The 14,995-nt window shown below is 72.7% G+C and carries 18 protein-coding genes; 6 read left to right on the top strand and 12 right to left on the bottom strand.

Features of this window, described 5'->3' with window-relative positions:
• Positions 1-2 precede the first annotated feature (2 nt).
• The 4 genes from ACFWI8_RS20225 to ACFWI8_RS20210 form a co-directional block, all read right to left on the bottom strand.
• Entirely contained in the window at positions 3-1,043 is a 1,041-nt protein-coding gene (locus ACFWI8_RS20225; RefSeq protein WP_387093266.1) for an NAD(P)/FAD-dependent oxidoreductase, read from the bottom strand.
• Between the two features lie 145 nt (positions 1,044-1,188).
• Positions 1,189-2,439: an MFS transporter gene (locus ACFWI8_RS20220; protein ID WP_387093418.1), complete on the bottom strand. Its 1,251-nt coding sequence runs from the start codon at positions 2,437-2,439 to the stop codon at positions 1,189-1,191.
• Positions 2,440-2,441: 2 nt separating this feature from the next.
• Entirely contained in the window at positions 2,442-2,951 is a 510-nt protein-coding gene (locus ACFWI8_RS20215) for a MarR family winged helix-turn-helix transcriptional regulator (RefSeq protein ID WP_387093263.1), read from the bottom strand.
• A gap of 38 nt (positions 2,952-2,989) precedes the next feature.
• Positions 2,990-3,862: a sigma-70 family RNA polymerase sigma factor gene (locus tag ACFWI8_RS20210; RefSeq protein WP_387093261.1), complete on the bottom strand. Its 873-nt coding sequence runs from the start codon at positions 3,860-3,862 to the stop codon at positions 2,990-2,992.
• Positions 3,863-3,965: 103 nt separating this feature from the next.
• On the opposite strand from ACFWI8_RS20210, the gene ACFWI8_RS20205 reads away from it, so the two are divergent.
• The gene (locus ACFWI8_RS20205; RefSeq protein ID WP_387093258.1) at positions 3,966-4,427 is read left to right on the top strand and encodes a carboxymuconolactone decarboxylase family protein; all 462 of its coding nucleotides are present in this window, start codon (positions 3,966-3,968) and stop codon (positions 4,425-4,427) included.
• A gap of 17 nt (positions 4,428-4,444) precedes the next feature.
• Here the strand turns inward: ACFWI8_RS20205 and ACFWI8_RS20200 are convergent, their stop codons facing one another.
• Both ACFWI8_RS20200 and ACFWI8_RS20195 read right to left on the bottom strand, forming a co-directional pair.
• A complete protein-coding gene (locus ACFWI8_RS20200) occupies positions 4,445-5,749 on the bottom strand; it encodes a geranylgeranyl reductase family protein (RefSeq protein ID WP_387093255.1) in 1,305 nt (434 codons plus the stop codon).
• A 69-nt stretch (positions 5,750-5,818) separates the two neighbouring features.
• Complete coding sequence (locus ACFWI8_RS20195; RefSeq protein WP_387093252.1) at positions 5,819-6,517, bottom strand: demethylmenaquinone methyltransferase; 699 nt, start codon at positions 6,515-6,517, stop codon at positions 5,819-5,821.
• Positions 6,518-6,612: 95 nt separating this feature from the next.
• On the opposite strand from ACFWI8_RS20195, the gene ACFWI8_RS20190 reads away from it, so the two are divergent.
• Positions 6,613-6,990 carry a hypothetical protein gene (locus ACFWI8_RS20190; protein WP_387093249.1) on the top strand — a complete coding sequence of 126 codons (378 nt, stop codon included), beginning with the start codon at positions 6,613-6,615 and terminating at the stop codon, positions 6,988-6,990.
• Between the two features lie 6 nt (positions 6,991-6,996).
• Here the strand turns inward: ACFWI8_RS20190 and ACFWI8_RS20185 are convergent, their stop codons facing one another.
• Both ACFWI8_RS20185 and ACFWI8_RS20180 read right to left on the bottom strand, forming a co-directional pair.
• Positions 6,997-7,170 carry a hypothetical protein gene (locus ACFWI8_RS20185; RefSeq protein WP_311601136.1) on the bottom strand — a complete coding sequence of 58 codons (174 nt, stop codon included), beginning with the start codon at positions 7,168-7,170 and terminating at the stop codon, positions 6,997-6,999.
• Positions 7,171-7,231: 61 nt separating this feature from the next.
• A complete protein-coding gene (locus ACFWI8_RS20180) occupies positions 7,232-7,870 on the bottom strand; it encodes a TetR/AcrR family transcriptional regulator (RefSeq protein WP_387093246.1) in 639 nt (212 codons plus the stop codon).
• Between the two features lie 51 nt (positions 7,871-7,921).
• On the opposite strand from ACFWI8_RS20180, the gene ACFWI8_RS20175 reads away from it, so the two are divergent.
• Positions 7,922-8,761 (top strand): SDR family NAD(P)-dependent oxidoreductase, encoded by an 840-nt coding sequence (locus ACFWI8_RS20175; RefSeq protein ID WP_387093243.1) that lies wholly within the window; start codon positions 7,922-7,924, stop codon positions 8,759-8,761.
• A 36-nt stretch (positions 8,762-8,797) separates the two neighbouring features.
• Positions 8,798-9,229 (top strand): RDD family protein, encoded by a 432-nt coding sequence (locus tag ACFWI8_RS20170; protein WP_387093241.1) that lies wholly within the window; start codon positions 8,798-8,800, stop codon positions 9,227-9,229.
• 65 nt (positions 9,230-9,294) lie between these two features.
• Here ACFWI8_RS20170 and ACFWI8_RS20165 read toward each other — a convergent pair whose 3' ends face one another.
• Entirely contained in the window at positions 9,295-9,501 is a 207-nt protein-coding gene (locus ACFWI8_RS20165) for a cold-shock protein (RefSeq protein WP_132932419.1), read from the bottom strand.
• Positions 9,502-9,738: 237 nt separating this feature from the next.
• Between ACFWI8_RS20165 and ACFWI8_RS20160 the strand changes: the two genes are divergently transcribed.
• Positions 9,739-10,596, top strand: coding sequence for a menaquinone biosynthetic enzyme MqnA/MqnD family protein (locus ACFWI8_RS20160; RefSeq protein WP_387093238.1), 858 nt, complete (start codon positions 9,739-9,741; stop codon positions 10,594-10,596).
• Between the two features lie 76 nt (positions 10,597-10,672).
• Positions 10,673-11,866 (top strand): cyclic dehypoxanthinyl futalosine synthase, encoded by a 1,194-nt coding sequence (mqnC, locus tag ACFWI8_RS20155; RefSeq protein ID WP_387093235.1) that lies wholly within the window; start codon positions 10,673-10,675, stop codon positions 11,864-11,866.
• 12 nt (positions 11,867-11,878) lie between these two features.
• Here the strand turns inward: mqnC and ACFWI8_RS20150 are convergent, their stop codons facing one another.
• The 3 genes from ACFWI8_RS20150 to ACFWI8_RS20140 all read right to left on the bottom strand — a co-directional run.
• On the bottom strand, positions 11,879-13,222 hold the full coding sequence (locus ACFWI8_RS20150) for an ABC transporter substrate-binding protein (RefSeq protein WP_387093232.1): 1,344 nt from the start codon (positions 13,220-13,222) through the stop codon (positions 11,879-11,881).
• 20 nt (positions 13,223-13,242) lie between these two features.
• Positions 13,243-14,112 (bottom strand): carbohydrate ABC transporter permease, encoded by an 870-nt coding sequence (locus ACFWI8_RS20145; RefSeq protein WP_387093229.1) that lies wholly within the window; start codon positions 14,110-14,112, stop codon positions 13,243-13,245.
• On the bottom strand, positions 14,109-14,995 hold an 887-nt coding region (locus tag ACFWI8_RS20140; RefSeq protein WP_387093226.1), incomplete at its 5' end, for a carbohydrate ABC transporter permease. The genes ACFWI8_RS20145 and ACFWI8_RS20140, both read right to left, overlap by 4 nt.

Here is a 14,995-nt window from a genome sequence, read left to right as displayed (position 1 = left end):
GGTCAGTGGACGCGTGGCCGGCAACGCAGTAGCTCGCGAGCCGGTCTTGCGGTCACGAGTTCGTCCGCGACGAGCCGTCCGACGGTGGGTGCCAGGGTGACGCCGGAGTGCATCACCGCGACGTAGACGGACCGGTCGTGGTTCGCGTACCCGATGAGAGGCCCGTGGGCGGGCACCGGGCGCCAGCCGGTGCCGTGGCCCACCAGGCGGCACTGGTCGCCGCCACGGAAGGCCGCCCGCAGGCGCCGGAGTGCGTCCTGCGCGGCCCGCTCACGGAGCGCCGGTGGGCCGTCGACGTGCGGCAGGGTCAGCACAAGGTCACCGTCGCGCACTTCCCGGGCCTCGAACTCGGGGCAGGCCACGATGGTCCTGACCAGGCCGGGCGGCGCTGTGATCCGCGCCAGGGCGGCCGGGGAGGCGGCGACGGGCAGGTCGACCGGCAGCGGCCCGCAGAGCGCGGGGACGTTGGTCCCGGCGGTGAGCACGACGGTCGCGGCGGGGTGGAGCCCGGTCGCGGACAGCACTCCCGCGACGCGCTCACCGGACATGTGCAGGGAGGTGACGGCGGTTCCGTAGCGCACGGTGGCTCCGTGGGCCTCGGCCGCGGCCACGAGTGCGGCGGTGAGCCCCGTCGCGTCGACACCGGCGTCACCGGGGATGTGGACGGCCTGGTCGGGAGGGTTCCGGAGGTTGGGTTCCAGGGCGGCGATGTCGCTCCGTCCGACGCGGAACTGTCCGGGCCCCAGCCGTGCCCCCTGGTCCGGTTGGAGTCCCCAGTTCAGCGAGCCCGTCCGGCGGAGGGTGACGCCGGGCAGCTCGGCCTCCAGGCGCCGGTAGTCGGCCAGCACGTCCTCGCGCAGGTCCTCCGCTCCGCCGGGCCAGTCGCCTCCCGACCCGCCGACCCAGGCGAAGGAGTCCGCGGTGACGCCGGTGCCCGGCCCAGGTCCCCGTTCGAGCAGGGTGACCTGGACGCGTCGACTCGCCAGGTGGTAGGCCACCGAGGCGCCGACGATCCCGGCACCGACTACGACAACGGCTGACATGGGGTCCTTTCGCCAGGTCGACGACCGCTCGGGCTGTGCCGCGGCCACACCGAGATGGTCGGGTCGCTGCTGAAAGGGCGCAACGGGATTACGCGGCGCCTCGCCCTGCCGCCAGGGGTCGGTGCGGCCTGTGCCGCCCGAGCCGTCAGGCCGCCGGCGTCACCTCCGCCGCCGGCTCCGCGCGCGGCACACGGTAGGCCCGCAACGGGCCGTTGGTCGCGGCCACGGCGGCGATGGCCAGGACCGCCGAGAGGCCGCCGGTCACCAGGGCGAAGGGGGCCGAGGTGGCGGAGGCCAGCACGCCGCCGCGGAAGTTGCCCAGTTCGGGGCCGGCGACGCCGATGACGTGTTCGACCGAGGAGACGCGGCCGCGGAACGCGTCGGGGGTCTCCAGTTGGACGAGGGCGCTGCGGGTGACCACGGATATGGTGTCGGCCGCGCCGGCGACGGCCAGGCAGGCGAGGGCCAGCCACAGGGGTCCGGCCAGGCCGAAGCCGGCCAGGGCGAGGCCCCAGGTCGCGGCCGCCGTCAGTTGGACGAGGCCGCCGCGGGGCAGTCGGGTCACCGTGCCGGAGAGCAGCCCCGCCGTGATGCCGCCGACCGCCACGGCCGAGAGGAACAGGCCGAGGGTGCGCGGGTTGCCGTCGAAGCGGAGCTCGTTGACCAGGGGGAAGAGCGCGATCGGCATGGCCAGCAGCGTCGCGGACAGGTCGGTGGCCATCGAGCCCCACAGCGTGGGGCGTCGCAGGACGACCGACCAGCCGCCGCGCTGCGGGCGGCGCCGCCCGGTGCCCGCCGCCGGGGCGACCGGCATCGGGGGGAGGCGGAGGACGGCCAGCAGCGAGACGAGGACGGCCACGGTCTGGGCGGCGTAGGCGGCGGCGAAGTCCCAGCGGGCGATGACCAGTCCGGCGAGCGCGGGACCGACGAGCATCGACGCCTGGAAGGCGACGCTGGTGAGCGCGAGGCCGGCCGCGACCTGGTCGGCCGGCAGCAGCCGGACCGGGAAGGTGCGACGGGCCGGCGCGCCGAGCGCGCCGAACGCCGTCCCCGCCCCGACCAGCGCGAGCAGTAGCACCACGCTCTCGTTGCCCGCCAGCGCCTGCCAGAACATGCCGGCGGAGGCGAGGAGTTGGGCGGCGGTGGTGGCGCGGACCAGGGCCCGGCGGTCGTAGGTGTCGGCCAGGGACCCGCCGACCAGCCCGAACAGCAGCATGGCCACGCCCGTGACGAGGCCGATGGCGCCGGTGCCGACCGGGCTGCCGGTCAGCTCCCAGACCTGGGCGAGCACCGCGACGTTGGCTATCTGCCCGCCGATCCCGGAGAGCGCGGAGCCGAGCCACAGGTCGCGGAACGGGCGGCTGGTGCGCAGCGGGCGGGTGTCGAGGAAGCGCATGCTCACGCCGGTGGCTCGGCCGGTTCGACGAGGTGATCGAGGATCCGCTGCCGCATCGACCGCCGTTCCAGGGCCCGGCGCAGCTCCTCGACGACGCCGGTCAGCGCGTGCGGGACCTCGGCGTCGAGCTCGGCCACCGTCGCGTGGGTGGCGCGCCACTCGGCCTCCAGGAAGGGCACCAACGATCGCCCGCGCTCGGTCAGTTCGACCCGCCTGGTGCGGGCGTCGGGGCCGGGCTCCGTGGTGACGAGGCCCTCCTTGCGCAGCGCGGCGACCGTCTGGCTGATGGCCGAGTGCGAGCGGTCGAGGGACTTGGCGAGCTCCCGGATGGTCAGCGGTCCGGTGTGGGCGAGCCTGATCAGCGGATAGGCGAACCGCGGCCGAACGCCCTCGATGCCGCGGGCGCGGTAGACCTGCTCGATCTCGGCGTCCATGGCGGCCAGCAGCTCGTGCAGCGGCCGCCATGGATCGGGCACCCGGGTCGGGTCGCTCTCGCCTTCGGAAATTGTCACAGCGCTAATATAACAGCGCTGTGAGATTCGGGTGGGGCTCAGTGCAGGGCGTGGACATCGATGGTCCGGAGCCGCTCCGGGTCGTTGAGGATGTGGATGGCCGCGATCCGGCCGCCCCTGACCGTGAAGGCCATCACCGAGACGACCTCGCCGTCCGAGAGCCCCAGCACCCCCGGCTGACCGTTGACCAGCACCCGCAGCCCGGCGTCCATGAGCGGCGCGAAGGTCGCCGCCCCCGAGGCCACGTTCGTCGCCCCCCGCCGCAGCACGCTCGGCCGCAGCGCCCCGCCGTCCGCCCGGATCACCACCTCGGGGTCGAGCACCGTCAGCAGCGCCTCGAAGTCGCCGTTCCGCGCGGCGGCCAGGAAGGCGTCCACCGCCTCCTCCCGGCGCGCGGCGTCCGTGTCCGGCGCCGGCGCCGCCCCCTCCACCCGGCGGCGGGCGCGGCTGGCGAGCTGCCGGGTGGCCGCCGGGCTCCGGCCCAACAGCTCGGCGATCTCGTCGAACGGCACCGCGAACAGGTCGTGCAGCACGAACGCGAGACGCTCGGCCGGCGCCAGCGTGCCGAGCACCACCATCAGCGCGATGCCGACCTCGTCGGCCACCAGCGCCCGCTGCTCGGGATCCACCCCGCCGGGCCCGCTGAGGACCGGGTCCGGCATCGGCTCCTCGCGGCGCGCGGTACGCGAGCGCAGCATGTCGAGGCAGATCCGGCCGACCACGGTGGTCAGCCACCCGCCCAGGTTCCGCACCTCGGAGACGTCCGCCCGGCTCAGCCGCAGCCACGCCTCCTGCACGGCGTCCTCGGCCTCGCCGAGCGAGCCCACCATGCGGTAGGCCACCGCGCGCAACCGCGGCCGCTGCTCCTCGAAGCGCTCGGCCAGAGAGGCCAGAGATTCCTGCTCGCTCACCTGTCACATCCTCGCGACGCGATCCGTCAGTGGGGTGAAGGATCACCGACCGGCCGGCGCGAGAGACGCCGACCACCGTACTCCGGGAGAGAAGGAGAGCACGATGAGCGCTCGCATGAAGAACCCCGCGATGGTGCTGCCCGACGCCACCAAGGGCATCCAGCACCTCTTCAGGGCCATGTACGCCGGCGGCGTCCCGCAGCACACCATGGAGCTGGTCCACCTGCGGGTCAGCCAGATCAACGGCTGCAGCGCCTGCGTGTACGGCGGGATCGACAGCGCGAAGAAGGCCGGCGAGACCGACGAGCGGCTGCACCAGGTCGCGGCCTGGCGCGAGGCGACGTGCTTCACCGACGCCGAGCGCGCAGCGCTGGCCCTCGCCGAGTCCGCCACCCGGATCGCGGACCGATCGGGCAAGGCGGTGCCGGACGAGATCTGGGACGAGGCCGCGGACCACTACACCGAGGAGCAGTTGGCCGCCGTCATCCTGATGGTCGCCACGACCAACTTCTTCAACCGGCTCAACACCACCGTCGAGGAGCCGGCCGGCGCGACCTGGAGCTGAGCCGCGCCGGCCGGAGGCTACGCGTTCGGTGTCACCCTGGCCAGTCCGTTGATGATCCGGTCCATGGCGTCGCCGCCGACCGGGTCGGTCAGGTTGGCGAGCAGCTTGATGACGAAGCGCATCAGCAGCGGGTGGTTGAGGCCGCGCTCGGTGGCGATCTTCATCACCCGCGGGTTGCCGATGAGCTTCACGAAGGCGCGGCCCATCGTGTAGTAGCCGCCGTAGGTGTCCTTGAGCACCTTCGGGTAGCCGCGCAGCGCCAACTCGCGCTGGGCGGGCGTCTGTCGGGCCAGGGCCTGGCTGATCACGTCGGCCGCGATCTTGCCGGACTCCATGGCGTAGGCGATGCCCTCGCCGTTGAACGGGTTGACCAGGCCGCCCGCGTCGCCCACCAGCAGCAGGCCGCGCGAGTAGTGCGGCTGGCGGTTGAACGCCATCGGCAGCGCCGCGCCGCGGATCGGGCCGGTCATGAACTCCTCGGTGAACTGCCACTCGGCCGGCATCGAAGCGCACCAGGCGCGCAGCACCTCGCGCCAGTCCAACTCCTTGTACGCGGACGAGCTGTTGAGGATGCCGAGGCCCACGTTGGAGGTGCCGTCGCCCATCCCGAAGACCCAGCCGTAGCCGGGCAGCAGCTTGTCCTGCTCGCCGCGGCGGTCCCACAGTTCGAGCCAGGACTCCAGGTAGTCGTCGTCGTGCCGGGGGCTGGTGAAGTAGGTGCGCACCGCGACGCCCATCGGCCGCTTCTCGTCCCGGTGCAGGCCCATCGCGAGGGAGAGGCGGGTAGAGTTGCCGTCGGCGGCCACCACCACGGGGGCCCGGAAGGTGGCCCGCCGCTTCTCCTCGCCGACCTTGGCCTCGACGCCGACGATGCGGCCCGTCCTGTCGTCCCTGATCGGCCCCGAGACGTTGCACCGCTGGTGCAGCCTGGCCCCGGCCTTCTCGGCCGCGCTCGCCAGCTGCTCGTCGAAGTCGTCCCGCCGGCGCACCAGACCGAAGTCGGGGAACGAGGCGAGCTCGGGCCAGTCGAGCTGGAGCCTGGTGCCGCCGGCGATGACCCGCAGGCCCTTGTTGCGCAGCCAGCCGGCCTCCTCGGAGATGTCGATGCCCATGGCGACCAGCTGCTTGACGGCGCGCGGGGTGAGGCCGTCGCCGCACACCTTCTCGCGCGGGAAGGCGGTCTTCTCCAGCAGCAGCACGTCAAGGCCGGCCTGGGCCAGGTGGTAGGCGGTCGTCGAACCGGCGGGCCCGGCCCCCACGACGATGACGTCGGCGGTCTCTCGGCTCTCGGCGGCCTCGGCGGTCTCGGCTGTGTCAGACACGGCTCTCCCATCGGTCGGGCGGCGGCGGGGGGTTGGCGAAGGCGAGTTGAAGGAGTCTACGCAGGCCGGTCAGGCGCTCGGGCGGGTGGCCCGGTGCAGGGCGACGACGCCGCCGGACAGGTCGCGCCACGCCACCCGCTCCCAGCCGGCCGCCTGGAGCCGAGCGGCGAACGCCGGCTGGTCGGGCCAGGCGCGGATGGACTCGGCGAGGTAGACGTACGCGTCCGGGTTACTGGAGACGCGGGTGGCCACGGCGGGCAGCGCGCGCATCAGGTACTCGGTGTAGACGGTGCGGAACGGCGCCCACGTCGGGTGGCTGAACTCGCAGACCACCAGCCGCCCGCCGGGCCGCACCACCCGCAGCATCTCGCGCAGCGCCCCGTCCGTGTCCTGCACGTTCCGCAGGCCGAAGGAGATGGTGGCGGCGTCGAAGGAGCCGTCGCGGAACGGCAGCCGGGTGGCGTCGCCCGCGGTGAACGGCAGCCAGGGCACCCGGCGCTTGCCCTTCGCCAGCATGCCGAGGCTGAAGTCGCACGGCACCGTGAACGCGCCGGCCGCCGCGAACGGCTCGGACGAGGTGCCGGTGCCGGCCGCCAGGTCGAGCACCCGCTCCCCGGGGCGCGCCGCCACCGCCCGGGCGACGGCCTTGCGCCAGCGCCGGTTCTGGCCGAGGGCCAGCACGTCGTTGGTGAGGTCATAGCGCTCCGCGACCGCGTCGAACATCGCGGCGACATCCTTGGGCTGCTTCTCCAGCGAGGCTCGTGTCACGCGCCCATTCTCCCGGATGCCCCGCTGCGCCGTTCGGGTGATAGGCCCGGGCCGCGGGATGAGCCGTCCGCGATCGGTCAACTACCGTGCGTCCCATGACTGAGCTCGCCCGCACCCCCCGCCTCACCCGTGTGCTGTGTCTCGCCGCCGGCCTGACCGTCTCGGCGACCGGCGCGGTCCTCGCCGCCGGGAGCGCCGCGTCCGCCGAGCCGCTCCAGGAGAACCCGCTGGCCCCGGTCACCCGCGCCGCGGACACGGCCGCCGGGGCGCTGCTCGCCGCCGTGAACCCGAACCTCGACCTCCCGCTCGACCCACTGGCCGGCACCGGCTCCGACCCGCTGGCCAACTCGGTCGGCACCCAGATCGCCGACTTCCGACCCATCTCCACGGCCGACCTGACCGGCCCGATCACGGACGGCGCCACGTCCCGCGAACTGCTCGGCGGCCTGCCGCTCGTGGGCGAGCTGGTCTAGGCCCACTCACTCGTCGCGCTCGGCCTCGCGCAGCGCGATCTCCTCCTCGTAGAGACGCACCCCGCGCACCACGGCGGCCTCGTAGATCTCCGCCACCAGCGCCCGCGCCTGCTTCTCGTCGATCGCGCCGCCGGCGATGCCGACCAGCTTGCCGGTCCACAGGTCGATGAAGTCAGCCATGCCCCCATTCCACCGCGAACGGGGCCGTTCGGCAGCTCGAAGGGGGCCGAGGCGGGCCCGCTCAGGCCGTCGCCGGGCCGAAGGCGGCGAGGAAGGTCTCGACGGCGGCCGCCGCCAGCTCGTCGAGCTCCGCCTCGGGGACCTGGCGGGTGCCGAGGCGGGAGCGGCTGTCGACGGGGCCCATGAGGAGGCCGGAGAACTGCTCGGCGGCGCGCGCCGGGTCGGCGATCGTGAGCCGGCCGGCGAGGGCGAGCCTGGCGAGACGGTCGGCCAGCGCCTCCGTGATGCGGCTGGTGCCCTCGCCCCAGACGACGTCCAGCAGGTCGGGGAAGGCGGCGAGCTCCGCGTTTAGCAGTCGCCACAGCGCGCGGGAGCGCTCGTCGACGTAGCAGTCGAGCAGCCGGCGGGCGACCTCCTGGAGCGCCGGGGGCAGGTCGTCGCCCGGTGCGCGCAGCCGGTCGACGGCGGCCAGGTTCCTGGCGGTGGCGCTCGCGGCCGCGGCCGCCATGGCCTCCCGGAAGAGGCGCTCCTTGCTGTCCAGGTGGTTGTAGACGGTCGGCTTGGCGACGCCCGCCTCCGCGGCGATCTCCTGCACGCAGGCGTTGGCGTACCCCTGGCGCGCGAACACCCGGAACGCCGCGTCGAGGATGGCCTGCCGCTTGTCGATGCGCCCTCGCGGGGCCGCTCTCACTCCGCTCACCCCCGCATCCTACTCCCGGGCCTGCCCAACTGAACTGATAAGTTCAATCACATGAACCGATCAACCAGCAGAACGGTGGTCGTCCAGGGCGGCACCGACGGCATCGGCAGGGAGGTGGCCCGCGCCCTCGAAGCGCGCGGCGACCGGGTCGTCGTCCTCGGCCGGGACCCGGCCAGGGGCGCCGAGTTCACCCACTTCCTCCCGGCCGACCTGAGCCTGGTCGCCGAGAACCAGCGGGTCGTCGAGGAGATCGAGGAGCGCTTCGACACCGTGGACGCGCTCGTGCTCTGCGCCCGCCACTACCGCACCACCCGGCTGACCACCAGGGACGGCTTCGAGCACAACTTCGCGCTCTTCTACCTGAGCCGCTTCCTCCTCTCCCACGGCCTGCTCCCCGCCCTGGAGCGCGCGCCGACGCCCGTCATCCTCAACGTGGCGGGCCCCGGCGCCCCCCTCGACCTGGTCCACTGGGACGACCTCCAACTGGCCCACGGCTACGAGGGCCAGGCGGCGATGTTCCAGGGCGGCGTGCTCAACGACCTGCTGGGCGTCGACTTCGCCGGCCGCGGCCATCGGACCCGCTACGCGCTGTTCCACCCGGGCACCACGGCGACCGGCTTCTCCGGCGAGTACGACCGGGACACCCTGGCCTTCCTGGAGCGGATGAAGCGACAGGCCAAGCCCGCGGACCTCGTCGCCGGATGGCTCCTGGCGCTCCTGGACACCCCGCCGGCCGAGCCGCTGAGCGCCTTCGTGGAGCGGCGGCGGATCGGCGTCCACGGCGGGGCCTTCGACGCGGCGGCCGCCGCGCGGCTACGCGCCCTCACCGACCGGCTGCTGTCGCCGTTCCGTGACCCGGCCGGCACGGAACCCCCGGCGTCCGCCCCGTAGATTCCCGGTCGGCGTACGAGAAACGGGGGACAGCACATGACGACGGCACCGAGGGAGGCCGACGGCGGGTGTCTTGGCGGAGCCGTGGCCACCGACGCGCTGCTGGCGCTGGGCGTGGGGTTCGCCGTCGCACGGCTGGTGTCGCCCGACGCCGACGGGTTCCTGCTCGCGATCAGCTTCTTCGGCTGCGCGCTGGCCACGTCCTTCGTCAACCACGTGCTCGGCATGTGGCTGCTGCGCGGCAGCGTCGGCAAGCTGCTGTGGGGGCTGCGGGTGGTCGGGGCCAAGGACGGCGGCCGGCCCGGGTTCTGGCGGTCGATCGGCCGGTGGCTGGTCGGCTACGCCGGCTTCGTGCTGATGGTGCTGCTGGAGGACGGCGACCCCATCGGGGAGGCGTGCGGCCTGCGCACCGTGCGCTGGCGTGACCTGCGGCAGTACGCCCGCTTCGGCTACCACCGAGACGCCTGAGAAACGGGTGAGCCCCCGCCCGGGCTGGGCGGGGGCTCACCTGTGGTGCGGCCGAGGGTGCGACCTCAGCCGGTCACCGTGACGTTCTCAGCCTGGGGACCCTTCGGGCCCTGGGTGACGTCGAAGCTCACGACCTGGCTCTCCTCGAGAGAGCGGAAGCCGTTCGCGTTGATCGCGGAGTAGTGAACGAAGACATCGGGGCCGCCGCCATCCTGGGCGATGAAACCAAAGCCCTTCTCGGCGTTGAACCACTTGACGGTTCCGGTAGCCATATAAGCCCTCCCTGGGCCTAAAAAAGGGTCGCCCTGCTCCAGAACCTGCTTCGAAGCCTGAAAACGACGAAAGCCCGCGGTCACATGCTCCGCAGGCTCGTACTGCAAGGGAAACCAAACTGCAACTCGCGTCGAGCCTAGCACGCTGCGTGCACGGCCGGAAGGGCGCGAATCACCCCTGAGGGTGACCTCTCCCTGACCGTCGGCTCGCACGTACACAGGCGTACCCTCCGAATCGTGAGTACACACCAGCGGCGGCGTCCCCGTGTCGGACACATCCAGTTCCTCAACTGTCTCCCGCTCTACTGGGGCCTCGCCAGAACGGGCAGCGTGCTCCACTTCGAGCTCACCAAGGACACCCCGGAGAAGCTCGGCGAGCACCTGGTCGCCGACGAGCTCGACATCGGCCCGGTGTCGCTGGTCGAGTACCTGAGACACGCCGACGAGCTGGTCGCGCTGCCCGACATCGCGGTCGGCTGCGACGGCCCGGTGATGTCCTGCGTGATCGTCTCCCAGCGGCCGCTCGACCAGCTCGACGGGGCGCGCGTCGCGCTCGGCTCCACCTCCCGCACCTCCGTGCGCCTGGCCCGGCTGCTGCTGGCCGAGCGCCACGGCGTCCAACCGGACTACTACACCTGCCCGCCCGACCTCGGCCTGATGATGCAGGAGGCCGACGCCGCCGTGCTGATCGGCGACGCCGCGCTGCGCGCCTCGCTGCACGACGCGCCCCGGCTCGGCCTCGAGGTGCACGACCTGGGCCGGATGTGGCACGAGTGGACGGGGCTGCCGTTCGTCTTCGCCATCTGGGGCGTCCGGCGCGACTACCTGGCGCGCGAGCCGGAGACCGTGCGGGAGCTGCACCGCGCCTTCCTCGAGTCGCGCGACCTGTCGCTGACCGAGGTCGCCAAGGTCGCGGAACAGGCCGCCCGCTGGGAGGACTTCGACGCCGAGACGCTCGAACGCTACTTCACCACCCTGGACTTCAGCCTCGGCGAGCGGCAACTGGCCGGCGTCGCCGAGTTCGCCCGCCGCATCGGGCAGGCCGACCGGGCCGACCGGATCGCCCTCCTCGACGGCCCCGCCGGCCGGCCCTGAGGCCGCCACCGGCCACCGTCCGACCACTGACGTACGCTTGAGCGGTCGTTTCGCCGCCGTCGAAGGGATATGCCCGATGGGCCAGCGCGCTGGGCTGCAGACCACGCTCGACCGTGCCGCGGACGGCGGCCGGCTGACCCCGGAAGAGGCGCTGGAGCTCTACCGCTCCGCGCCGCTGCACGCGCTGGGCGCGGCGGCCGACGCGGCCCGCCGCCGCAGGTACGCGGGGATCGAGCACATCGCGACCTACATCATCGAGCGCAACATCAACTACACCAACGCCTGCGTGACGGCCTGCAAGTTCTGCGCCTTCTACGCCCCGCCCAAGAGCGAGAAGGTGTGGACCCGCGACCTCGACGACATCCTGCGGCGCTGCGCGGAGACGGTCGAGCTCGGCGGCACCCAGATCATGTTCCAGGGCGGCCACCACCCGGACTACGGCGTGGAGTACTACGAGCGCCACTTCCGCGCCATCAAGGAGGCGTTCCCGCAGCTGGTGATCCACTCGCTCGGCGCCTCCGAGGTGGACCACATGGCGCGGATCTCCGGGGTGTCGGCCGAGGAGGCGATCAGCAGGATCCACGCGGCCGGGCTCGACTCGTTCGCCGGCGCCGGCGCCGAGCTGCTGCCGGCCAGGCCGCGGCAGGCCATCGCCCCGCTGAAGGAGTCGGGCGAGCGCTGGCTGGAGATCATGGAGACCGCGCACCGGCTCGGCGTCGAGTCGACGTCGACGATGCTGATGGGCACCGGCGAGACCAACGCGGAGCGGATCGAGCACCTGCGGATGATCCGGGACTCGCAGGACCGCACCGGCGGCTTCCGCGCGTTCATCCCCTACCTCTACCAGCCGCAGAACAACCACCTGAAGGGCCGCACCCAGGCGACGATCTTCGAGTACCTGCGGATGATCGCCATCGCCCGGCTCTTCCTCGACAACGTGGCGCACGTCCAGGGCTCGTGGCTGACCACCGGCAAGGAGGCGGGGCAGCTCTCCCTGCACTACGGCGCCGACGACCTGGGCTCGGTGATGCTGGAGGAGAACGTGGTCTCCTCGGCCGGCGCCAGGCACCGCTCCAACCGCCTGGAGCTGCTGCACCTGATCCGGGCCGCCGGCCGGGTGCCGGCGCAGCGCGCCACCACCTACGAGCACCTGGTGGTCCACGACGACCCGGCCAACGACCCGGTGGACGACCGCGTGGTCTCCCACCTGTCGTCCACCGCGATCGAGGGCGGCACGGCCCACCCGGAGCTGACCGTGCTCAACTCCTGAACTCACCTGAACTCACGGCCCGAACAGCGCGTTGACCTCCGCGTTGGCCCGGACCAGGGTGTCGAGCGGGGCGCCGGAGAGCACCGCCTCGAAGGCCGGCTCCATGATGGCGGCGACGTCGGCCGCGTGGTCGGTGATCGGGAAGAGGAACGTGGTCCCCTCCGTCACCTGCCGGGTGAACGGCCCGACGTCGATGCCGTCGGCGGCGAACGCGTCCCTGGCCGCCTCCCACGCCTCGGTGATGGCCGGGAACACGACGCGGTGCTCGGCCACCACCCGCTGGCACTCCGGCGACGCCAGGTGGGCCACCCACCGCCAGGCGGCCTCCGGATCCTCGGTGCCGGCGTGGATCGAGTCGGCGAGGCCGTTGAACATGCTGGCCCGCTCGCCCGTCGGCCCCTTCGGGGTGGGCGCCATACCGACGTCGAGGCCCTCGTAACCGTGGAAGGTGCCGATCATCCAGCTGCCGTTGGTGGCCATGGCGGTGTTCCCGGCGGCGAGTTGGTCGCTCGACTGGACGCCCTCCTGCTCGGCGAGCGACGGCATGTAGCCCTTGTCGATCAGGCCGCGCCACCAGTCGACGGTCTCCAGCAGCGCCGGGTCGTCGAAGTTGAAGCGCTCGCCCCACGGGTTGACGTCGGTCGCCAGCCAGCCGTTGGCCGCCGCGTACATCGACCACTGTGTCTGGCCGTACGCCCAGCCGCCGTTCATCTCCAGCCACAGGCCGTACACGGCGACGTCGTCCGGGTCGAATCCCGGCTCGTCGCCACGCACCCCGTTCCGGTCCACGGTCAGCCGGGCGATCAGGTCCTCGAAGGTGCCGCCGTCGTCCGGGTTCCAGCTGAGCCCGGCCAGCTCCGCCTCGTCGACGCCGGCCTCGGCCAGCATCTCCCGGTCGTAGAAGAGCGCGACCGTGTCCCAGTCCTTGGGCAGCCCGTAGCGCCGGCCGTCCTGGCCGACCCACAGCTCGGCAAGCCCCTCCTCGTACCGGCCGAGATCGAGACCGTCCCGCGCCACGTACGGGTCGAGCGGCAGCAGCAGCCCCCGGCTCACCCACTCCGGGTACCGGGAGAGGTGGTCGGTGAACACGTCGGGCGCCGCCTCGGCGACGAAGCCGAGGGCGAGCGCCGTCCAGTAGTCGTCCCAGCCACGCTGCTCGATCCGGATCTCGTACCCGGGGTTGGCGGCCTCGAAGTCGTCGGCGCACTCCTGGTACGCGGGCTGCTGGTTGGCGTCCCACAACCAGTAGGTGACGGTGCGCCGCCCGTCGCCCCCGCCGCCGGGGACGCCGCAGGCGGCGAGCGCGACCGCCGCAAGCACGGCCCCGGCGAGCGCGGCGCGTGTCGGCTTCCTCATGATGTGCCTCCTCCGTCGCGTCACTTGAGCCCGGTGAACTGGATGGCGTCGACGATCCGCCGGCCGAAGGCCAGCAGGAGCAGCAGCGTCGGCACCACGGCGAGCAGGGCCGCGGCCATCAACCCGGCCCAGTCGGGGCCGGTCTGCGGCGTGGACGCGACGAACGCGCCGAGCGCCACGGTCAGCACCCGCACCCCCTCCTCCTGGCCGACCAGCTGCGGCCAGAAGTACTCGTTCCAGGCGTTGACGAAGGTGAGGACGGCGAGGGTCGCGATCGGGGCGGAGGTCATCGGCAGGATGATCCGGAAGAAGATCCGGGCGTGCCCCGCGCCGTCGATCAGCGCCGCCTCCTCGATCTCGCGGCTCACGCCGAGGAAGAACTGCCGCAGGAAGAACACGGCGAACGGCGTCATCAGCAGGTAGGGCGCGACGATGCCGGCGTGCGTGTTGAGCAGCCCGAGCTCCTTCACCAGCACGAAGTTGGGCAGCAGGGTGAACACCGGCGGCACCAGCAGCGCGCCGAGGAAGACCAGGAACACCCGGTCCCGGCCCCGCCAGCGCAGCCGCGCGAACGCGTAGGCGGCCATCGCGCTGAACAGGACCTGGCCGAGGGTGATGGTCGTGGACACCAGCAGCGAGTTGCGCAGGTAGAGCCAGAAGCGGAGCGAGGCGCCCGAGCCGCCCTCGGCCTGCGCCTCCGCCGTGGTCGCGGTGCCGAGCACCCGCTCCAAAGGACCCCAGGTGAGGTCCACCGGCAGCGGCGAGCCGGGGTCCGTGAACAGCACCCGGTTGTTGGACAGCGCGGTGCGGAGCATCCACAGGAACGGGGCGACGGTCACCAGCACGACGACCGCGAGCACCCCCCACGCGACGACGCGCCCCGGCCTCATGCCCCGGCCCCGTCGTGCTCGTTCGCGCGCAGCAACCGCAGCTGGGCCAGCGCGACGCCGGCGAGGATCAGGCAGAGCACCACCGAGATGGCGGCCGCGTAGCCGAAGTCGAAGCGGGTGAACGCCTGGTCGTAGATGTAGTACTGGACGACGCGGGTGGCGTCGACCGGCCCGCCCTGGGTGGTGACGGCCACGGTGTCGAAGATCTGCCAGGACCCGATCAGGGTGACCACCAGCACCAGCGCCAGCACCGGCCGCAGCAGCGGCAACGTGACGCTCCGGAACGCCCGCCACTCGCCGGCGCCGTCGACGGCCGCGGCCTCGTGGACCTGCCGCGGGATCGTCTGCAGCCCGGCGAGGATCAGCAGCGCGGTGTAGCCCAGGTGCCGCCAGACGTTCACCAGGGCGATGGTCGGAATCGCCCAGGCCGGATCGCCGAAGAACGCGACGCGGTCGACGCCGACCCAGCCCAACACCTCGTTGACGACGCCGAGGTGGTAGTCGGCCATCCAGTACCAGAGCAGCCCGACGACGACGTTGGAGACCAGGTACGGCAGCAGCAGCACGCCCCGCACGGCGACCGACCTGGTGAGCCGGTGCACCAGCAGGGCGAGCAGCAGCGCGGCGACGGTCTGCACGCCGATGTTGATCAGGACGTACTGGAGGGTGACGCGCAGCGAGTTCCAGAACACGTCGTCGGACAGCAGCCGACGGTAGTTGTCGAGCCCGCTGAACTCGGGCGCGGAGAGCAGGTCGTAGTCGGTGAGGCTGAGGTACGCGCCGCGGGCGGCGGGCCAGGCGTAGAACACGACGAACCCGACGGCCGCCGGCGCGAGGAACACCGCCGCGACCCGTCCTTCCCGCCCACGGCGGGAAGGACGGC

Source organism: Streptomyces sp. NPDC127098 (genome assembly GCF_042722465.1).
In the GTDB taxonomy this organism is placed as follows: domain Bacteria; phylum Actinomycetota; class Actinomycetes; order Streptomycetales; family Streptomycetaceae; genus Streptomyces; species Streptomyces millisiae.
The sequence above is the reverse complement of the archived record's forward strand: the minus strand, read 5'-3'. Positions and strand labels throughout refer to the sequence as shown.